This is a genomic window from Devosia sp. (genome assembly GCF_036563435.1).
Taxonomy (GTDB): Bacteria; Pseudomonadota; Alphaproteobacteria; order Rhizobiales; family Devosiaceae; genus Devosia.
This window is the reverse complement of sequence record NZ_DATCMJ010000015.1, coordinates 202,196-219,893: the sequence shown is the minus strand read 5'-3', so window position 1 is coordinate 219,893 and position 17,698 is coordinate 202,196. Positions and strand designations below refer to the sequence as shown.

Here is a 17,698-nt window from a genome sequence, read left to right as displayed (position 1 = left end):
AATACGGTGCGGCTAGGCCGCCTGCCCCTGCCGCGCCCGTTGGCGCTCAAGGACGGATTGGTAACCGTCGAGGAACGCATCGACATCGTCTTCCGTCGAGTTCCAGCCGAGGCTGACCCGCAGGGCACAGCCGGCAAGTTCGGGCGAAACGCCCATGGCCGCTAGCACGTGGCTGGCGCCCACCTTGCCGGACGAGCACGCCGAGCCGGACGAGACCGACAGCCCCAGGAGGTCCAGCCCCATCATCGCCGCGGCATTGCCGATACCGGGCACGGCAAAATTGGTGACGTTGCCCAACCTTCGCTCGCCGAAAATGACGGCCGCGGGAATCATCGACCCCAGTTCAGCCTCGAGCCGGGCGATGAGCCGCGCCGGGTCGGCTGCCTGGTAGTGCGCCGCAAATGCCGCCGCCGCTGCGCCGAAAGCTGCGACCAAGGCTGCCGCCTCGGTACCGCCGCGCCGTCCCTGCTCCTGCCCGCCACCGGGAATGAGCCTGACGGCGTCGGCATGCGACTTCAGCAGCAGCGCACCGACTCCGGCCGGTGCGCCGATCTTGTGACCGCTCACCGCCATCATGTCGGGTGCCGAGGCGGCGAAATCGAGAGGCAATTTGCCAAAAGCCTGAACGGCATCGATGAACAGTGTGTGACGGGTTGGACCAACCAGGGCGTTGATGCGGCCCATGTCCTGCACCACGCCGGTCTCGTTGTTGACCCAGTGCAGCGCCACGAGGAGGTTGCCCTCGGCCTCAGCGACGATACGGGCAAGTTGCTCGAGATCGATGCTGCCATCCTGCAGCAGGCCCACCGTGAGCACCGGCAGCCCCGTTGCCTCGGCAGCCTTGGTAACCGCTGCATGCTCGCCGGCGCTGACAACGACCGCATTGGCAGCAAACGTCTTCGCCCCACCGACAACGGCCTGCGTGATGGCTTCGGTGGCGGAGCCGGTGAACACGACCTGCTTCCGCTCGGCTCCGGCCAGCGCCGCTACCTGGTCGCGCGCGGTCTCGATGAGGTTTCGCAACGCGCGACCATGACCATGGACGGAAGAGGGATTGCCGGTCAGTTCCAGGGCGGCAAGCAGCGCCGCGCGCGCCTCGGGCAGAAGCGGGGCGGAGGCATTATGATCGAGATAGATCGCTGCCTTGGTCATCGCCTACCTGTTGGGCGCCACGGACGCCGGCCATCGTTCTGGTGCAGGTCTGCGGCGCTTGCGCGCCCTCAAGGCCAAACACTTCTTGAAATTTGACGCCCAACGTCATTACAAGGGGCGCACTTGCAGGCCGCATGCGGCCCAAACCGAGTTTCGAATAATTCTAAACTGATTTTGTGAGCCATGTTTTAGGAGGCTGATCCGGCTTAGTCAAGCTGCCAGACCGCCTCAACCACCAGCTCCGAAACCGCACCAACAGAGCCAAACGGCCGGAAGAACAAGACCATGCCAGAAGTGATCTTCAACGGCCCCGAGGGGCGCCTGGAGGGCCGTTACCAGCCCGGCAAGGAGCCCAATGCTCCCATTGCGATCGTGCTTCATCCCCACCCGCAGTTCGGCGGCACGATGAACAACCAGATCGTCTATAATCTCTTCTATATGTTCGCCGAACGCGGCTTTGCCGTCCTGCGCTTTAACTCGCGCGGCGTCGGCCGGTCGCAGGGCCTCTTCGATCACGGCGTCGGCGAGCTTTCCGATGCCGCCGCTGCGCTCGACTGGTTGCAGGTCATCAATCGCGAATCCCGCGGCTGCTGGATTGCCGGCTTCTCCTTCGGCGCCTGGATCGGCATGCAGCTGCTGATGCGCCGTCCGGAAGTCGAAGGCTTCATCTCGGTGTCGCCGCCGGAAAACCTCTACGACTTCTCCTTCCTCGCCCCCTGCCCGTCTTCGGGCCTCATCATCCATGGCGACAAGGACCGCGTGGCGCCTCCTGCCTCGGTGCAGAAGCTGGTCGACAAGCTCAAGACGCAAAAGGGCATCACCATCGAGCAGCAGATCGTCGAGGGGGCCAACCACTTCTACGAAGGCAAGATCGACGAGCTGACGGCGGCCTGCGCCGAGTATCTCGACCGTCGCCGTCAGGAGATCGCGGACGGCGGCGGGCGCTGATTAGAGCGCATATCGGGCGGTCAATTCACGACAGCGCCATGTATTCACGACGTCATTCCCGCGAAAGCGGGAATCCCCCGTCGCACCCCCATTGAGATCCCCGCTTTTGCGGGGATGACGCGGGGATGGATGGAATGACGCGGTTGAGACGACGACATTTCCGGATCGCATAAATGACCAAGTTCAAATCCGATTTCCTGCGCGTGCTCGACGAGCGCGGCTTTATCCACCAGATCTCCGATCCCGAGGGTCTTGACGCCTTGGCCCTCAAGGGGCCGATCACCGGCTATGTCGGCTATGACGCGACGGCGACCTCGATCCACATCGGCAACCTCATCACCGTCACCATGCTCTACTGGCTGCAGGAAACCGGCCACAAGGCAATCAGCCTCATGGGCGGCGGCACCTCCATGGTGGGCGATCCCTCGTTCCGTGACGATCAGCGCAAGCTCCTCACGGTCGAGCAGATCGAGACCAATATCGAGAGCATCAAGAAGGTCTACGGCAATATCTTGAACTATGGCGGCTCCAACCCGGCCATCATGGTCAACAATGCCGACTGGCTCCTCAAGCTCAACTACATCGAGTTCCTGCGCGATGTCGGCCGTCACTTCTCGGTCAACCGCATGCTCAGCTTCGACTCCGTCAAGCTGCGCCTCGATCGCGAGCAGTCGTTGAGCTTCCTCGAGTTCAACTACATGATCATGCAGGGCTACGACTTCACCGAGCTCAACCGGCGCTACGGCACCGTGCTGCAGATGGGCGGGTCGGACCAGTGGGGCAACATCATCAATGGCGTCGACCTCTCCCATCGCATGGGCGGGCCGCAGCTCTACGCGCTGACGACGCCGCTATTGACCAAGTCATCTGGCGAGAAGATGGGCAAATCCGCATCGGGCGCCGTCTGGCTCAATGGCGAGCTCTTTTCGCCCTATGACTTCTGGCAGTATTTCCGCAACACCGAAGATGCAGACGTCGTGAAGTTCCTCAAGATCTTCACCCGCCTGCCGATCAGCGAGATCGACAAGCTTGGCGCCCTGGGCGGCAACGAGATCAACGAAGCCAAGAAGGTCCTCGCAACCGAAGTCACCGCCATCGTGCATGGCCGCGACGCTGCCATTCAGGCGGCAGCAACGGCTGCGAACACCTTTGAAGCCGGCGGCATTGATCTGTCGCTGCCCACGGCAACGGTCACCCATGCCGAACTCACCTCCGAGATCGGCATTCTCGCCGCCCTGGTGACGGCCGGTCTCGCTGCCTCAAATGGCGAAGCCCGCCGTCACGTCCAGTCCGGCGCTGTGCGCGTCAACGATGCCCTGATCGAGGATGACAAACTCAGCATCGGCGAAAACGCCCTTCTCCCCGAAGGCGTCATCAAGCTATCGGTCGGCAAGAAGCGCCACGCGCTGATCAAGCCGGTCTAGTCCGGCTCGTCGCCCTGGGGTGACGCACTGAAGCTGCGACCCCGATAGAGAATGCGTAGGACGGTGACGGTGTCACCGTCCACCACGAATGCCACGCTCACTCCGGGCAGTAGCCCGATGATCCTGAGACCGTCAGCTTCGCCTCTGACTGTTCCTCTTTCAGAGCCAAAGGCAAGCGAGTCGAGCCGTGCCTGTATACGGCTGATGTAGCGAGCCGCTACCGCCTGAGAGGTGACGTCGAGCAGCCAGGCGGCAATCTCCTGGAGATCGCGTTCGGCCGCCCCCAGAAGTATCACGCGCCGTTTGCGCATTAGCTGGTCTTACCGGCCGCCTGCGCTCTGATATGTTCCTGAATGCGGTCGAACACTTCATCGGCAGGGTAGCTTTTCTCACCACCCGCTTTCCAGCGCTCATAGGTGGGAAGCACCTCTTCCCGGACCCATCGATCAATTGCTTCCTCTTCGGAACGCAGCATCTTGATCGCACGGCGGACAAGCTCGTTGACGTCTCCCGCCCCGTCGCTCGCTTTCCTGTCGATGAAGGCAATATCGTCTTCGCTGAGCTCGAACTCACGCCGAACGGTCATGGTACACCTCTCGAGCCCAACATAGTCGATGGTAAGCCCGTTTTCTACTCACTCGGCCGCCGGCTTGGCCCGCGCCCTGAACTCGAACAGTTCGCGAAACGCGCCTGGCATCAGCACCGATAGCGGGTTGATGCGGAATTGCGGCTTGTCGAGCGGCCCTTGCACCGCGAAGGTCACGCCCAAGAGGCCCTCCCCCTCGCGGCCGCCGAGCAGCGGGCCCAGGATCGGGATCTGCTGGAAGGCATTGTTGAGCCCGAACAGCGGCACATAGGTGCCGGCCAGATCATACTGGCGCTGGTCGGTATAGATGAAGCCGCGCATCGTCCCGCCCACCGTGTCGCCCGTCAGCATCGCATTGGTGACCTGCACGCGGTCCGAAGTCCGTTGGAAATCGACTTGCGCCAGGTCGAAATCGAGGCGGTTCTCCTGCGCGATGGCGGCGCGCGAGTCCGAGTGATTGCCGAGGATTTCAGCAACATTGGCCTCATCCACGATGGCGAAGTTGCGCATCAGGAGCTGTCCGGCCTCTGCATCGACTTCCCTGTCGGTGGTCATCACCAGGTTGCCCGAACCGCCTGCCAGCTGGGAATAGACGCCCAGGAACCGCAGGATGGTCCCCGCATCGTTAAAGGCGACCGAGAGGGTACGGCCGCGAGGCGCAGGATTGGTGGTCACCGAAATGCCGTTGCCGTCGCTAAACTGTGCCGTCAGATGCGCGCGGCGCATGTCGCTGCCGCGCAGCAGGAGATCGAAGTCGACGTTGAAGGCGGTGGTGGCGTAATAGCCCAGCGCCCGATCGAGCTGGACATCAAGGGACAGCGTCTGGTCGATCTGCGTGGCCTGCACACCGCCCGCCCCTTCATCCAGTCCGAAGAACCGGCGCAGCATGGGCTTGAGATCGAGCTGGCTGCCGGTGACCTGCACCGCATAGCCACCCTCCATCGGCACCAGCGCAAGTTGAGCGTCGTCGTCGGCGCTCAGTGCAAAGGTACTGAAGCTTGCCGCCTGCAGGCCGTTGCTGGCGTGGTAGGTCAGGTCGCCCTTGGCGCGCACCGTGCCGAAGGAAAGGTCGATGTCGTTAAGCTGGGTGATGTCCCCGGCAGGCGTGACCGTGGCGCTCAGTGATCCCGCCGTGCCCGCCGCCTTGCTGATGCCGATGTCCTTGATGGTCATGGCCGCTTCGGTGAGATCCACGGCGATCTGCATGGCGCCATCGGCCAGCGGCTGCGCCACGAAGCGCACGCGGCCCGACAGGAATTCCGAGGCATCGAAGCCCATCTTGGCGAGGTCGGCCACTTCTATGGTGGACGAGACGCGGAAGCTCGGCTCGGTGGTCGGCGTTCCGGCAACCTCGATCTCGGCCTCCACGCCATCGATCTTTGCCGTACCGCCAAGCTGGTACCCATCCTGGTTGGCGCTGAATGACAATTGCCCTTCGCCGATCGTGCGCTCCTGGATCGGTTCCGCGCTGGCGAAGTCGGTCACGCGGCCGTTGACCACATAGTCCACGTCGACTGGCTGGTCCTTCGGCAAGGAAACGGTGGCAACAAGACCGAGGTCTACCGATCCGGTGAGGGAGGCAAGGTCCACGGGGAGCGTGGCGCCGGAAAGCAACTGCGGCTGCTGCTCCTGCGCCAGGGCCAGCAGGGCCGGTATGGGTGCTGCAACGTCCCCCGAGACCTCGACGAGGCCGCTCATCGGATCGGAATTATCCATGACCACTGCGGGATTCGAGACGCGGACCTCCCCCTCCTGCGTGCTCAGCATGCCGCCTCCGGCAGATACGGTAACGACCGCGTCGTCCACCTGGAGGCGCGTCTCCCCGTCCAAGGCAATCGCCGCCATGTCCGGCGTCGGCGACACGGCGACACCGGTGCCCACCATATCTATCTTCATGCTGCCGTCGGGTAACGGCTGGTTGTCCCGCTTGGGGTCCAGCGTGCCTACGGGAAAGGCGAAATCGAGCCGTGCTTTTGAGACCACGCCACCAGCCACATTGCTCACGAACCAATCGCGGCCGTCGCTCCCAACGATATAGGGCCAGAGGCGCTTGACGTCGTCGGCGCTCATGCCCTGGCCGGCAATCGAAAGGTCGAGCCCGAGACCCTCATGCAGCACGTCGACGCGGCCTGCCGCTTCAACAATCCCTTCGCCCTTGCGCGCCACGACGCGATCGATGCCGACGGCTCCATAGAGCGGCGCCGACCAGCCGGCGAATTGCAGGCTGTCGAACGGCTCGGCCTGCGGCGCGAGGTCTTCGGGGTTGATCGCCAAGTCGCGGGCGCTTGCCGAGATCGTCACCGTCGGCCCGAACTTGGAATCGAGGCCCATGGCAAAGACGCCGGAGATGAAGGCGCTGCTTTGCCCCACCTGCAGCGCCGCTTCGTCGAGTGTGAAGTGGCCGAGCTCGGGCTGCCAGGTGATGTCAAGGATCGAGGTGGCGACGGGAAAATAGTCTGTGCCGATGCGAAGGTCGGTACCGGTGAGATCGACCTTGAACCGCCCGTCCACCAGCTTGCCACCGGCAGGCTGGAAGTTGACGTCGATCGACAGCGCGCCGGCGCCGCGGAGGGCCGCCAGGCTCGTGGGGTCATCCAGGAACGGTAGGAGCGCCGCAAAGTCGAGGTTGGATATATCCGCCTCGAGCCGCGAATTACCTTCCTCGCTGACCGTTCGGGACAGGGTGCCGGTCATCGTCCGCCCACCGAGGGCTGCTGAGAAGCTGCCGCCGGTGTTGCGCCCGTCCGCGGATGGACCGATCTCGAGGTCTACATTCTCAAAGCGGCGGTAGAGGCCGTACACGCCGTCCACCATGTCGACCACGCCGTCGCGGACGACGAGCTTGGAAAATCGTCCCTGCTCGGCCTGTTCGACGATATCGACAATGCTCTGCTCGCTCGCCTCGAGGTTGAGGATCAGCCATTCGTTGTCCGAGCGCAGCGCGAAGGGCCGGTCGCTGCCTTCGATTGCGATACCATCCGAGGAAATGCCGATCGGCGGAAAGGCCTGCTCGCCCTCCTCGACCCTCACGACGGGCTGCGAGCCCTCTTCGCTGGTCTCCAGCTCGAAGCTGGAGATCCGCGGGCCGGACAGGTCCTGAACCACCTTGAGTTCGGGCGCGACTATGGTGATGGTGGCGCCTGGCTGGCCAAACAGGGCTCGAACCGGTGAGAAGCCGATCTCAAGCGCTTCCATGCGCACGGTCGAACCCGCCTTGCTGTCGGTCAGCGTTACTGGCTCGAAGCGGATCACCGGCCAGACACTCTGCTCGAGCGCCAGGTTCATCGATCCCAGTGACAGGTTGGTGCTGGCCGGTAAAGCCGACTGGATCACGGCGCGAACAGCGTCGCCGGCCAGGGGCAGCCGGACCGGCGTGACCAGCAAAACTAGATACAGCAACACCAGCAGGATGCACGGGATGCCCAATAGCCATACCGCCAGCTTGGCCGCATGCCGCAATGGGTGCCGTTTGCGCGGGGCAACGGAGCGAGTCGGAATGTCTGCGGGGGTGGTTGTCGCGCTCAATTGCTTCCAGGAAGAGGCTGGGCCGTCATCGGCCGATACCCCCGAGAATCAACCGCAGAAGCGGTCACTTGCCCAATGATACCGGCTGGAATATGGCACTTGCACCCACATTACGGCCTGAACTTACAGGCAAGGAGTAAACATCCTCATGCCAGAAGTAACCGAGGGCATGATGGCCCCCGATTTCAGCCTGCCGCTCGACAATGGCGAGATCTTTTCGCTGTCGGAGCACCGGGGCCGACCGGTTGTCCTCTTCTTTTACCCCGAAGACGATTCTGGCGGCTGCAAGGACGAGAATATCGAGTTCTCTGAACGCGCCGCCGCTTTTGCCGACCTTGGCGTCACACTGGTCGGGATCTCTCCCGACTCACTGGAAAGCCACGGCAAGTTCCGCCGCAAATATGATCTTCAGGTCCCCCTCGCCGCCGATCCTGACCGCCTAGCCATCGAGGCATTCGGTCTCTGGCGGCTCAAGAAGCTTTATGGCCGGGAATTCATGGGTGTGATCCGAGTCACGATCATCATCGATGCCGAGGGTCGCATCTGGCGCATCATGCGCGCAACGCGGATCCTGGGTCACGCACAGAAGGTCCTGGTGGCAGCGGCGGAGCTCGCCAGCGCGCGGCAGAAGTAGGCTTTATTAACCACGCTCGGTCATACTTTGCTCAGCATAAGGGTGCTGCCGCGGAGTCTTTCGAGTGCGTGTTCAAGCCAGTTTCGGACGGAGCGACAGCGAGCGTGATCGGGCGACAAGCCGTACGGGCATCCACCCGGCCCTGTTCTACGCCACGTTTGCGGTTCTTCTCGGCGGCAATGCGCTCTTGGGCACCGCCCTTCTCCTGTCGAGCGACATCAGCAGGCTCATGAGCGGGCAGAACGAACAGGTGATCGCCGCCTACGAGGATCGCATCGCACAACTGCGCGTGGAGGTGGACCGTCTCCATTCGCGCAGCTACGCCCAGGCCGGCGACATGAACCTCCAGCTCCAGGAGCTGGCGCAGCAGCAGGAAGTGTTGCTGGAACAGCATCAGCTGGTGCGCGTCCTTGTCGACAAGGCCGATGCGCTAGGCATCGAGGCTGCGGCGCTGGACAGCCCGAGCTCCCTTCCGCAGCAAACTACCACGGTTCCGCTGGCGGCGACCGGTAATCCGGATGTCGATGCGACCGCCGCCGCCGTGTCGCAGATGATGGATGAAACCCAGCTGGCGATGACCTCCATTGCCGAAGCTGCTTCGGCACGTACCGCCAGCATCGTCGCCGAATTGGAGGAACTGGGCATCGCCGTCGACCTCCCCTCTGCGGACGACGGCGTCGGTGGCCCTCTGTTGCCGCCGTCCGGTGACCTCCAGGCCGCTCCCCTGGTCGAGGATGCCAACACCGTTCTTGCTGCCCTGATGCGCTACAAGGCCGCGCGCGACACTTTCGACGGCGCGCCGATCCACATGCCGGTCGACGGCAACTTCCGGCAGAGTTCGGGCTTCGGCAACCGCAAGGACCCTTTTACCGGCGGACGGGCCTTCCACTCAGGTCTCGATTTCGCTGCCCCATCCGGCACAACCGTGCTAGCTGCCGGCGCCGGCAAGGTGACGTTCGTGGGCACCAAGTCGGGCTATGGCAAGACCGTGGAAGTGACCCATGCCAGTGGCCTCGTCACGCGCTATGGCCACCTCTCCGCCTACTTGTCCGAGATGGGGCAGGCCGTCCAGACCGGCACGCCCATCGCCAAGGTCGGATCGACCGGCCGATCGACCGGACCGCACCTGCACTTCGAAGTGCGGCGCAACGACAGCGCCATCAATCCCAGGGTTTTCATGGAGGCTGGCAAGCGCCTGCTGGCCGTCCTCAGCTAGGGAAGGTGTAGGCCCCGGACAGAAGTCCGGAGGCTTGGTTCGATTACTCCTGCGCCACCACGTCGGTCGCAACGCCCACACGCTGCGCCAATGCTGCTTCCATGAACTCATCGAGGTCGCCGTCCAGCACCACCGAAGGCTGGCCGCTTTCCACGCTGGTGCGCAGGTCCTTGACCATCTGGTAGGGCTGCAACACGTAGGAGCGGATCTGGTGGCCCCAGCCGATCTCGGTCTTGCTGGCCGCCTGCGCATTGGCGGCTTCTTCCCGCTTCTGCAACTCGGCCTCATAAAGGCGCGACTTCAGCATGGCCATGGCCGTGGCCCGGTTCTTGTGCTGGGACCGCTCCTGCTGGCACGCGACAATGATCCCTGAGGGAATGTGCGTGATGCGGATGGCGGAGTCCGTCGTGTTGACGTGCTGCCCGCCGGCGCCCGAGGCGCGGTAGGTATCGACCTTGAGGTCCGACTCGCGGATCTCGATGTCGATCGAATCGTCCACCACGGGATAGACCCAGCAGCTCGAAAAGCTGGTATGGCGCCGTGCCGCCGAGTCATAGGGGCTGATGCGGACGAGACGATGCACGCCGCTCTCGGTCTTGAGCCAGCCATAGGCATTGTGACCCGAAACCTTGATCGTGGCCGATTTGATGCCGGCTTCTTCGCCGTCATGCATTTCGAGCACTTCGACCTTCATCTTCCGGCGTTCGGCCCATCGGGTATACATGCGCAACAGCATGTTGGCCCAGTCCTGCGACTCGGTGCCGCCGGCGCCGGAGTGGATTTCCACATAGCAGTCGTTGGCGTCCACTTCGCCCGAGAGCAGAGTCTCGATCTGTCGGCGCCGGGCAGCCTGCCGGAGCTCAAGAAGCGCACTTTCCGCTTCTTTGACGATCTCGGCGTCGCCCTCGGCCTCGCCCATTTCGATGAGCTCGACATTGTCCCGGATGCCGGCCTCAAGTTCGCGCACCGCCTTGACGGCGACGTCGAGCTCGTCGCGCTCGCGCATCTTGACGCGGGCCTGTTCGGGATTGTTCCAGAAGTCAGGAGACTCGGTCTCGGCGGTCAGCGCGTCGAGGCGCAGTTCAGCAGTATCCCAGTCAAAGATGCCTCCTCAGCAGGGTCAGAACCTGCTCGATTTCGGCGACGGTCTTTTCGATTTCCGCACGCATATTGCTACCCATCAGTGTTTGATGGTGCATGTAGACGACGGCACCCGCCGGATCAACCCGCCGGTGCCGAACGATTGGCTAGAACTCGTTCCAATCTTCGCTGATCGCGGCGGATCCTGCTGAGCGATAGCGGCGGGGCGCAGGTTCGCTTACGCCCACCTCGCGGTTGGCAGGGGCTGCTGGCAGGAACGGTTTGCGTGCAGTGCTCCTGGTAACGAACACGTCCACAATCTGGTCGAGCTCGTGCGCCTGAGCCTGCTTCTGCTCGATGGCGGCATTGGTTTCTTCCACCATGGCTGCATTGTGCTGGGTCATCTGGTCCATGTCGCGGATGGCTCGCGACACCTGGGCAATGGCGCTCGACTGTTCCTGGTTGGCGCGCGCCATGTCCTGGATCAGCGCATCGTTCTCCGCGATGCCGCCGAGCATGCTGGTGAGCTTGCCGGTGGCCTCGGCCACGAGCTTGCTGCCGGTCGCCACTTCCTCTGCTGATTGCTCGATCAGCGCCTTGACCTCCGACGAGGCGCCTGCCGCAGACTGGGCCAGGCGTCGTACTTCCACGGCGACCACGGCGAAACCCTTGCCAGCGTCCCCTGCTCGCGCCGCTTCCACCGATGCATTGAGCGCCAGGAGATTGGTCTGGAAGGCGATGTCGTCGATCATGCCGATGATGTTGGAAATCTTGGCCGACGAGGTGGATATGCGCTCCATGGCGTCATTGGCCTCGGTCATGACGCCCCCGGTTTCAGCCGCAGTGGACGAAACTGCCCGGGACTTGCTGCTCGCCGTATCGGCCCGCTTGGCATTTTCATCGACCGTGGTCGCCAGCAGGTCCATGGTGGTCGACGTCTGTTGGATGGCCGTAGCCTGCTTGGCTGTCCGATCCGCCAGATCGTTGGCCCCGACAGAAAGCTCTGCCGTCGCTGTCTTGAGCGGGCCGGAAGTGCCACGGATGCGCTCCACGATGTCGGCAAACTTGGCCAGCGTCTGGTTATAGGCCGTCCGCACTTCATCCAGTTCGCCGACAAAGGTTTCGTCGATCTCGCCGGTCAGGTCCCCCCTCGCCAGGGTTGCGAGCCCCTCACCCAGCACCTTGACCGCATGCTTGCGGCTGGTGATGTCGGTGGCGTATTTCACGACCTTCAACGGCACCCCGTTCATGTCGAGGATCGGATTGTAGGTCGCCTGGATCCACACTTCGCGCCCGCCCTTGCCAACGCGTAGATATTCCGCTGCCTGGAACTGACCCTGTGCCAGGTCTCTCCAGAACTGGCTATAGGCCAGGCTATTGGCTTCGTCGGCCGGCACGAACATCCGGTGATGCCGACCCTTGATCTCGTCGAGGCGGTAGCCGAGCGCGCGGCAGAAATTCTCATTGGCGTGGAGGATTTCACCGGTGACGGTGAATTCGATCACGGCCTGCGATTTGTTGATGGCATCGATCTGCCCCTGCAGATCCGCTCGCTCCAGCTTGGTCGCGGTGACATCGGTGGCGAACTTGACGATCTTGACCGGCTTGCCGTCTTCCCCCAGTACCGGATTATAGGAGGCCTGGATCCAGACTTCCCGTCCGTCCTTTCCGAGCCGCTTGTATTCACCGGCATCGAACTGGCCGCTGCGCAGCCTTTGCCAGAAGGCTTGATAGCTACCCCCCCGGTCTTCTTCGGCGACGAACATGCTGTGGTTGCGTCCGATCACCTCCCCGGCCTCGTAGCCCATGGCCTGGAGGAAGTTCTGATTGGCGCAAGTTATGGTGCCGTCCAGGGCAAATTCGATAATCGCCTGTGAGCGATCGATAGCACCGAGCGTAGCTGCCTCGAGCTTTCTGGCTCGGCCGCCTTTGCGGCCGAAGAACTGAATGTCAACCACGATGAATCCCAACTTGTCTTGTCGGGATTGCCCTATACGTAAATTTACCTAATTCTACGTAAACCGTTTACCCTGTTGCCGAGCTAAGTTGTCGCAGACAAAAGGTTTTTCCGGAACCGCCTCAACGCAGCATCCCGCCGCGTAATTGAGACGCGCCGAAGGAAGAAGATGCCCTCCACCTGCTCGATCTCATGCTGCGCGACGCGGGCGACAAATCCCTCGAAACGCTCCACCTGCTCGCGACCCTCGGCGTCCTGAAAGCCAATCACAGCCCGGACAGGACGTTGCACCGGCACCTCGATCCCCGGCAGGGAGACCGAACCCTCGGTCCCTGTTTCCACTTCCTCTGCCAGTTCGACAATGCGGGGGTTGAACAGCAGCCGGTAATCGCGCTCTTGCGGATTCGTGGCGAAACTCACCACGGCAATCGGCTCATCCAGCCCCAGATGCGCCGCCGCCAGGCCGTAGGCACGAACTGCTTCTGCGGCCTTGAGCAGCGCCGCACCCGCCTTGATCATCGGTTCGTCCAGCGGTCGCGCCAATGCCTTCCGGCTCAGCGCCGGATGCGGATAGATGACGAATGGCGGCGCCATTAGAACAGGCCGCCCCGCCCGCCGCTCGGTGCCGGATAAATCCATTGGCCGGTCGTATAGTCATAGACCGGTTCGTTGCTGCCCGGCTGCGGGCTCACAGCCGGCTGGTTGGCAAAGCCGGAATCGTATTCCTGCTGCATCATCTGCTGCCGCTGGATGGCATCATACGTATTGGTGTCGATGCCGATCACCGAGGTCATCAGGTTCGGCCCGGTGCCTGGCTTAAAGGCTTCCTCGATGGCGGCCTCGCCGTCGAAGGCTTCGACGCCGGAGTCAGGATTGATCCAGGCGGTCTGCATGCCGCTCGGCTTGACGAAGGGGGTGGCCGGCTTGCCCTCCAGCGCCTTGGCCATGAAGTCCGTGAAGATCGGCACAGCAAAGGTGCCGCCCGTCGTGGAACTGCCCATCGAGCGCGGTTGGTCGTAGCCGACATAGACGCCCGTGGCCAGTTCGGGGGTGAAGCCGACGAACCAGGCATCCTTGTAGTCGTTGGTGGTACCAGTCTTGCCGGCGACGGGGCGGTTGAGCACCTTGGCGGCCGTGCCGGTGCCGCGCTGCACCACACCTTCCATCATCGAAGTGATCTGGTAGGCCGTCATCGGGTCGAGCACCTGCTCGCGATTGTCGATGATGGTGGGTTCGCCCTGCCCCGTCCACGCTTCGGCAGTGCAGCCCTGGCACAGGCGCTGGTCGTGCTTGTAGACGGTGACGCCATAGCGATCCTGCACCCGGTCGATCAGCGTCGGCACGATCTTGCGGCCGCCATTGGCGATGGTGGCGTAAGCCGCAGTCATGCGCATGTCTGTGGTTTCGCCGGCACCCAAAGCCATCGCGAGCACCGGCTGCATGGAGTCATAGACACCGAACAGCCGCGCATATTCCGCTACAAGTGGCATGCCGATATCCTTGGCAAGGCGCACCGTCATGACGTTGCGGCTGCGCTCGATGCCGCGGCGCAGCGTCTGCGGACCGTAGAACTCCTGGGCGTAGTTTTCCGGCCGCCAGATGGAGCCATCGCCATTGCGGATTTCCACCGGCGCATCCAGCACGACGGAAGCCGGCGTATAGCCGTTGTCCAAAGCCGCGGCATAGACGATGGGCTTGAACGAAGAGCCTGGTTGGCGCAGCGCCTGCGTCGCGCGATTGAACTCGCTCATCGCGTAGGAGAAGCCGCCCACCATCGCCAGCACGCGCCCCGTCCGGGGGTCCATCGCGACCAGCGCGCCTTCGATCTCGGGCACCTGCTGCAAGGTATAGATGCCGGTCTTGCCCGAAACAGGCGAAACATAGACCACGTCCCCGACCTTGAGGATTTCCCCCAGCGGACGGGACACCCACTTGATCTCGGGCCCCGAAAGCGTCCCGATGGTGCGTTCGTCGGAAATGGTGTTGTCCGGCAGGTTGTCGGGACGAAGCCCGATGCGGGCCTCGTTGCCGTTCATCTCCAGAACGACCGCAAGCTGCCACTCCGGCACGTCTCCGAGCGGGATGATCTTGGCAACGTCCTGCCCCCAATCCTCGCCGATCTCGATCGTGGCCACCGGCTCGCGGAAGCCGCGGCTCTGGTCATAGGCGATGAGCCCGTCCATAAGGGCGCGGCGGGCATACTCCTGCAGGCGCGGCTCCAGAGTCGTGCGCACCGAAAGGCCGCCGCCATAAAGCTGATCCTCGCCATAGAGCTTGGCGAGTTCCCGCCGCACCTCCTCGGTGAAATACTCGGCCGAATAGAGCTGGCTGCCGCCCGCGCGCGGAATGACGTTGAGCGGTTCGTCCTTGGCCGCTTGTCCCTCTTCGGCGGACACTAAGCCGTTCTCGATCATCCGGTCGATGACCCAGTTACGGCGCTCGATGGCCGCCTGCGGACGGCGGAACGGATGGTAGTTGTTCGGCCCCTTGGGCAAGGCGGCGATATAGGCAGCCTCGCTTAGCGTCAGTTCATAAAGCGCCTTGTCGAAGTAGTTCAGCGCCGCGGCCGCCACGCCGTAGGAGTTGAGCCCGAGAAAAATCTCGTTGAGGTAGAGCTCGAGGATGCGGTCCTTGCTGAAGGTGGATTCGATGCGGATCGCCAGCAGCGCTTCCTGGATCTTGCGATCCCAGGTCTGTTCGGAGCTCAGGAGGAAGTTCTTGGCCACCTGTTGGGTGATCGACGAACCGCCGCCCTGAATCGCGTTATTTCCGTCGAGCCGCGCCAGCAGGTTGTCGCGGACGGCGCGGAACACGCCGTCGATGGCGATGCCGCCATGCTTGTAGAAGTCCTTGTCCTCGGCGGAGAGGAAGGCGTTGACCAGCAGTGGCGGCATGGTCTCGATGGGCTGGAACAGCCGCCGCTCGCGGGCAAATTCCGCCAGCAGCGTCCCGTCCGCGGCATGTACCCGCGTGGTGACCGGCGGCTGATAGTCCTTGAGCACGGTATAGTCGGGGAGTTCAGCCGCCACGGTCGTGAGGTAAATGGCGGCTCCGCCCAGCGCTGCCAGCGCCGCAAACATCCCAAAGCCAAAAAGCCAGCCGAGCAATCGAAGCATATAGTCTAATCTCTCCCGGCACCGTCACAAGCTGCCGCAGGGGCATCGCGGCGCCTGCCCCAAAGCGCGCGATTCAGTTTCCAGATAATAGCAGACTGAACGGCGAAAGTTGATGGCAGCCCGTCAAAGCATTGCGAGTTCTGCGGCTTGCCGCCGCCGGTGGCCGAAATGCCACATCAATCCTGCGGCTCAAGGCTGTCGAAGTAGGTTGAGATGCCGCGCGCCAGGGCCTCGGCCGTGCGGTCCTGCCATTCGCCCTTCATGAGGTTGGCCATGTCGTCGGCATTGGAAAGGAAGCCCAGTTCCAGAAGCACCGAAGGTACGTCAGGCGCCTGCAGCACAAAGAAGTCTGCCTGTCGCACCGGGAAGCGCCGCAATTCGACGCTTGGCTCCAGCTGGTGGACGATGGCTTGGGCCGCCGTGAAGGACTGGTGCCGCATCTCGCGCCGCATCAGGTCCAGGAGGATGTCCACCACTTCGGGCGCCATCTGCGGCATGGCGAAGCCGGCGATGACATCGGTCTTGTTCTCGTTGTCGGCTAGCACCTTGTCGAGCACGTCGGTGGCATTTTCGTCTCGCGTATAGACACTGGCGCCACGGATATCGGGCTGCTGGAAGCTGTCGGCGTGGATGGAGAGAAAGAGGTCCGCCTTGTTGGTGCGCGCAAGGGCCACGCGCTCCTCGAGCCGGAGAAAGGTGTCGTCCTCGCGCGTTAGGGCAACGTCGAAGCGCCCGGATTCTACCAGCAGCTCCTGTAACCGAAGGGCAAAGGCCAGAACGACGTCCTTTTCCTTGATCCCGCTGGCGGTTTCGGCACCGCTGTCGATGCCGCCATGCCCGGGGTCGATTACCACCAGCGGTCGCGTAGCAATGGGTAGCTCCGAGCCACCCGCCGGGGTCGAGGCTGCGGCGACTGGCGGCGCAACGGTGCTCGACGCGCTGGCGTCGCGGGTGACGTTGGCGGCGAACTCCTCCGCTGTGGCGGGAATGATGTCGACCACGAGGCGCGCCGGCTGGCCTTCGAAGGCATCCAGCACATAAGCCTGCTGCACCTGTGCCGGCGAGCCCAGCGTCAGGATGGTGCGCACCCGGTCGGGCGCCGCCTGCTCCACGGCATAGGCGCTGATCATGTTGCCCTCGCCAGCCGGCGTACCGGTGGGCTCGGGCACCGAGAACGTGGCGGCGCGGACGTCGATGGCGATGCGATCGGGTTCGCTCAGCGACACCAGGGCGAACTCGGTCCGCGCCGCGAGGTCGACGATGAGGCGCGCACGGTCTGGTGTTGCGGAAACGCGGACGTCCATAACGTTGGGTAGTGCCACCGCGGCCGCTGGCGCTGCCGGTGCTGCCGTCTCGGCCGCCGGCGGAGGCGTCGCCGCAGGCGGTTCCTGTGCCACGCTCGACAGCGGCAGCATGAAGCCCGCTACGGCCAGGACCAGCGTCGGCAAGGTGATGGATCGAAGCGATTTCAGCAACGGCGGACCGGCCCCATATTCTTTCATCCGCATCAGCCACGACGTTCGGGCGAATCTGCGGCGCGCGGTTCTTATGCGACGATTTTTGCCGAGGACCAATAAAGGCGGCGTGAAAACCCGGCTCCGCCCGCGGGTCGACTTTCCTGTTGCCAATCCTTTGCAACATCCCTACACGCTTAAGGGGAAGCGCTTGCTTTCTGCAGTACCAGCTTTGATGGTCCATTGGGCCACTGATGCGGTGCAGGAAGTGGCCGGGATCGGGAAACTCGTGTGTTCCCGCCTCCGGCTCAGAAGCGGCAAATCTGGCGCTTCGCATAAGAATTTCGGTTCTTTTCTGAACCGGACGGCTGCCGAGAGGCAGTCCAATAGGAAGAGGTCAGATGGCCCGCAAGCGGACAAAGCGCGACGCGATCGAAATCACCGATTGCCGTTTTGTCACGCAGCATCTTCCGGCCATGACCACATCGACCGGCGCGTTGGAGGCAGAGCTTTTCCGCGCCACATTTCCCAAACCATTCGCCTCGCACAGCGCCATGCGGAGGATGCCGTTGAACCGGCGGCCTCTTGTCGGCGCGCGAGCGCGCG

13 protein-coding genes are annotated in these 17,698 nt (G+C 63.2%); 4 read left to right on the top strand and 9 right to left on the bottom strand.

Features of this window, described 5'->3' with window-relative positions:
* Window positions 1–12: 12 nt before the first annotated feature.
* On the bottom strand, window positions 13–1,152 hold the full coding sequence (locus VIL88_RS11875; protein WP_331989050.1) for a cysteine desulfurase family protein: 1,140 nt from the start codon (window positions 1,150–1,152) through the stop codon (window positions 13–15).
* 285 nt (window positions 1,153–1,437) lie between these two features.
* On the opposite strand from VIL88_RS11875, the gene VIL88_RS11870 reads away from it, so the two are divergent.
* Window positions 1,438–2,100 (top strand): alpha/beta hydrolase, encoded by a 663-nt coding sequence (locus VIL88_RS11870; RefSeq protein ID WP_331989048.1) that lies wholly within the window; start codon window positions 1,438–1,440, stop codon window positions 2,098–2,100.
* 173 nt (window positions 2,101–2,273) lie between these two features.
* The gene (gene tyrS / locus VIL88_RS11865) at window positions 2,274–3,524 is read left to right on the top strand and encodes a tyrosine--tRNA ligase (protein ID WP_331989046.1); all 1,251 of its coding nucleotides are present in this window, start codon (window positions 2,274–2,276) and stop codon (window positions 3,522–3,524) included.
* Here the strand turns inward: tyrS and VIL88_RS11860 are convergent.
* The 3 genes from VIL88_RS11860 to VIL88_RS11850 are packed head-to-tail and all read right to left on the bottom strand — an operon-like array spanning window position 3,521 to window position 7,635.
* Window positions 3,521–3,820 carry a type II toxin-antitoxin system RelE/ParE family toxin gene (locus tag VIL88_RS11860; protein ID WP_331989044.1) on the bottom strand — a complete coding sequence of 100 codons (300 nt, stop codon included), beginning with the start codon at window positions 3,818–3,820 and terminating at the stop codon, window positions 3,521–3,523. The genes tyrS and VIL88_RS11860 overlap by 4 nt on opposite strands.
* Window positions 3,821–3,834: 14 nt before the next feature.
* Window positions 3,835–4,110, bottom strand: coding sequence for a hypothetical protein (locus tag VIL88_RS11855; protein WP_331989042.1), 276 nt, complete (start codon window positions 4,108–4,110; stop codon window positions 3,835–3,837).
* A 48-nt stretch (window positions 4,111–4,158) separates the two neighbouring features.
* A complete protein-coding gene (locus VIL88_RS11850; RefSeq protein WP_331989040.1) occupies window positions 4,159–7,635 on the bottom strand; it encodes an AsmA-like C-terminal domain-containing protein in 3,477 nt (1,158 codons plus the stop codon).
* 148 nt (window positions 7,636–7,783) lie between these two features.
* Between VIL88_RS11850 and VIL88_RS11845 the strand changes: the two genes are divergently transcribed.
* Both VIL88_RS11845 and VIL88_RS11840 read left to right on the top strand, forming a co-directional pair.
* The gene (locus tag VIL88_RS11845) at window positions 7,784–8,269 is read left to right on the top strand and encodes a peroxiredoxin (RefSeq protein WP_331989038.1); all 486 of its coding nucleotides are present in this window, start codon (window positions 7,784–7,786) and stop codon (window positions 8,267–8,269) included.
* Window positions 8,270–8,333: 64 nt separating this feature from the next.
* Window positions 8,334–9,485 (top strand): M23 family metallopeptidase, encoded by a 1,152-nt coding sequence (locus tag VIL88_RS11840; protein ID WP_331989036.1) that lies wholly within the window; start codon window positions 8,334–8,336, stop codon window positions 9,483–9,485.
* A gap of 43 nt (window positions 9,486–9,528) precedes the next feature.
* On the opposite strand, the gene prfB is transcribed toward VIL88_RS11840, so the two are convergent.
* The 5 genes from prfB to VIL88_RS11815 all read right to left on the bottom strand — a co-directional run bounded on the left by prfB (window position 9,529) and on the right by VIL88_RS11815 (window position 17,140).
* Window positions 9,529–10,654 (bottom strand): peptide chain release factor 2 gene (prfB, locus tag VIL88_RS11835; RefSeq protein ID WP_331989034.1). Its coding sequence is split into 2 segments (ribosomal slippage): window positions 9,529–10,584 and window positions 10,586–10,654, totalling 1,125 coding nucleotides; the frame shifts between segments, so codons are not numbered across the junction.
* A gap of 78 nt (window positions 10,655–10,732) precedes the next feature.
* On the bottom strand, window positions 10,733–12,523 hold the full coding sequence (locus tag VIL88_RS11830) for a methyl-accepting chemotaxis protein (RefSeq protein ID WP_331989032.1): 1,791 nt from the start codon (window positions 12,521–12,523) through the stop codon (window positions 10,733–10,735).
* Window positions 12,524–12,606: 83 nt separating this feature from the next.
* Window positions 12,607–13,161, bottom strand: coding sequence for a peptide deformylase (locus VIL88_RS11825; RefSeq protein WP_331989030.1), 555 nt, complete (start codon window positions 13,159–13,161; stop codon window positions 12,607–12,609).
* Window positions 13,116–15,638, bottom strand: coding sequence for a penicillin-binding protein 1A (locus tag VIL88_RS11820; protein WP_331989028.1), 2,523 nt, complete (start codon window positions 15,636–15,638; stop codon window positions 13,116–13,118). Before VIL88_RS11820 ends, VIL88_RS11825 begins: the two co-directional genes overlap by 46 nt.
* Window positions 15,639–15,814: 176 nt before the next feature.
* On the bottom strand, window positions 15,815–17,140 hold the full coding sequence (locus VIL88_RS11815; RefSeq protein WP_331989026.1) for an N-acetylmuramoyl-L-alanine amidase: 1,326 nt from the start codon (window positions 17,138–17,140) through the stop codon (window positions 15,815–15,817).
* Window positions 17,141–17,698 lie beyond the last annotated feature (558 nt).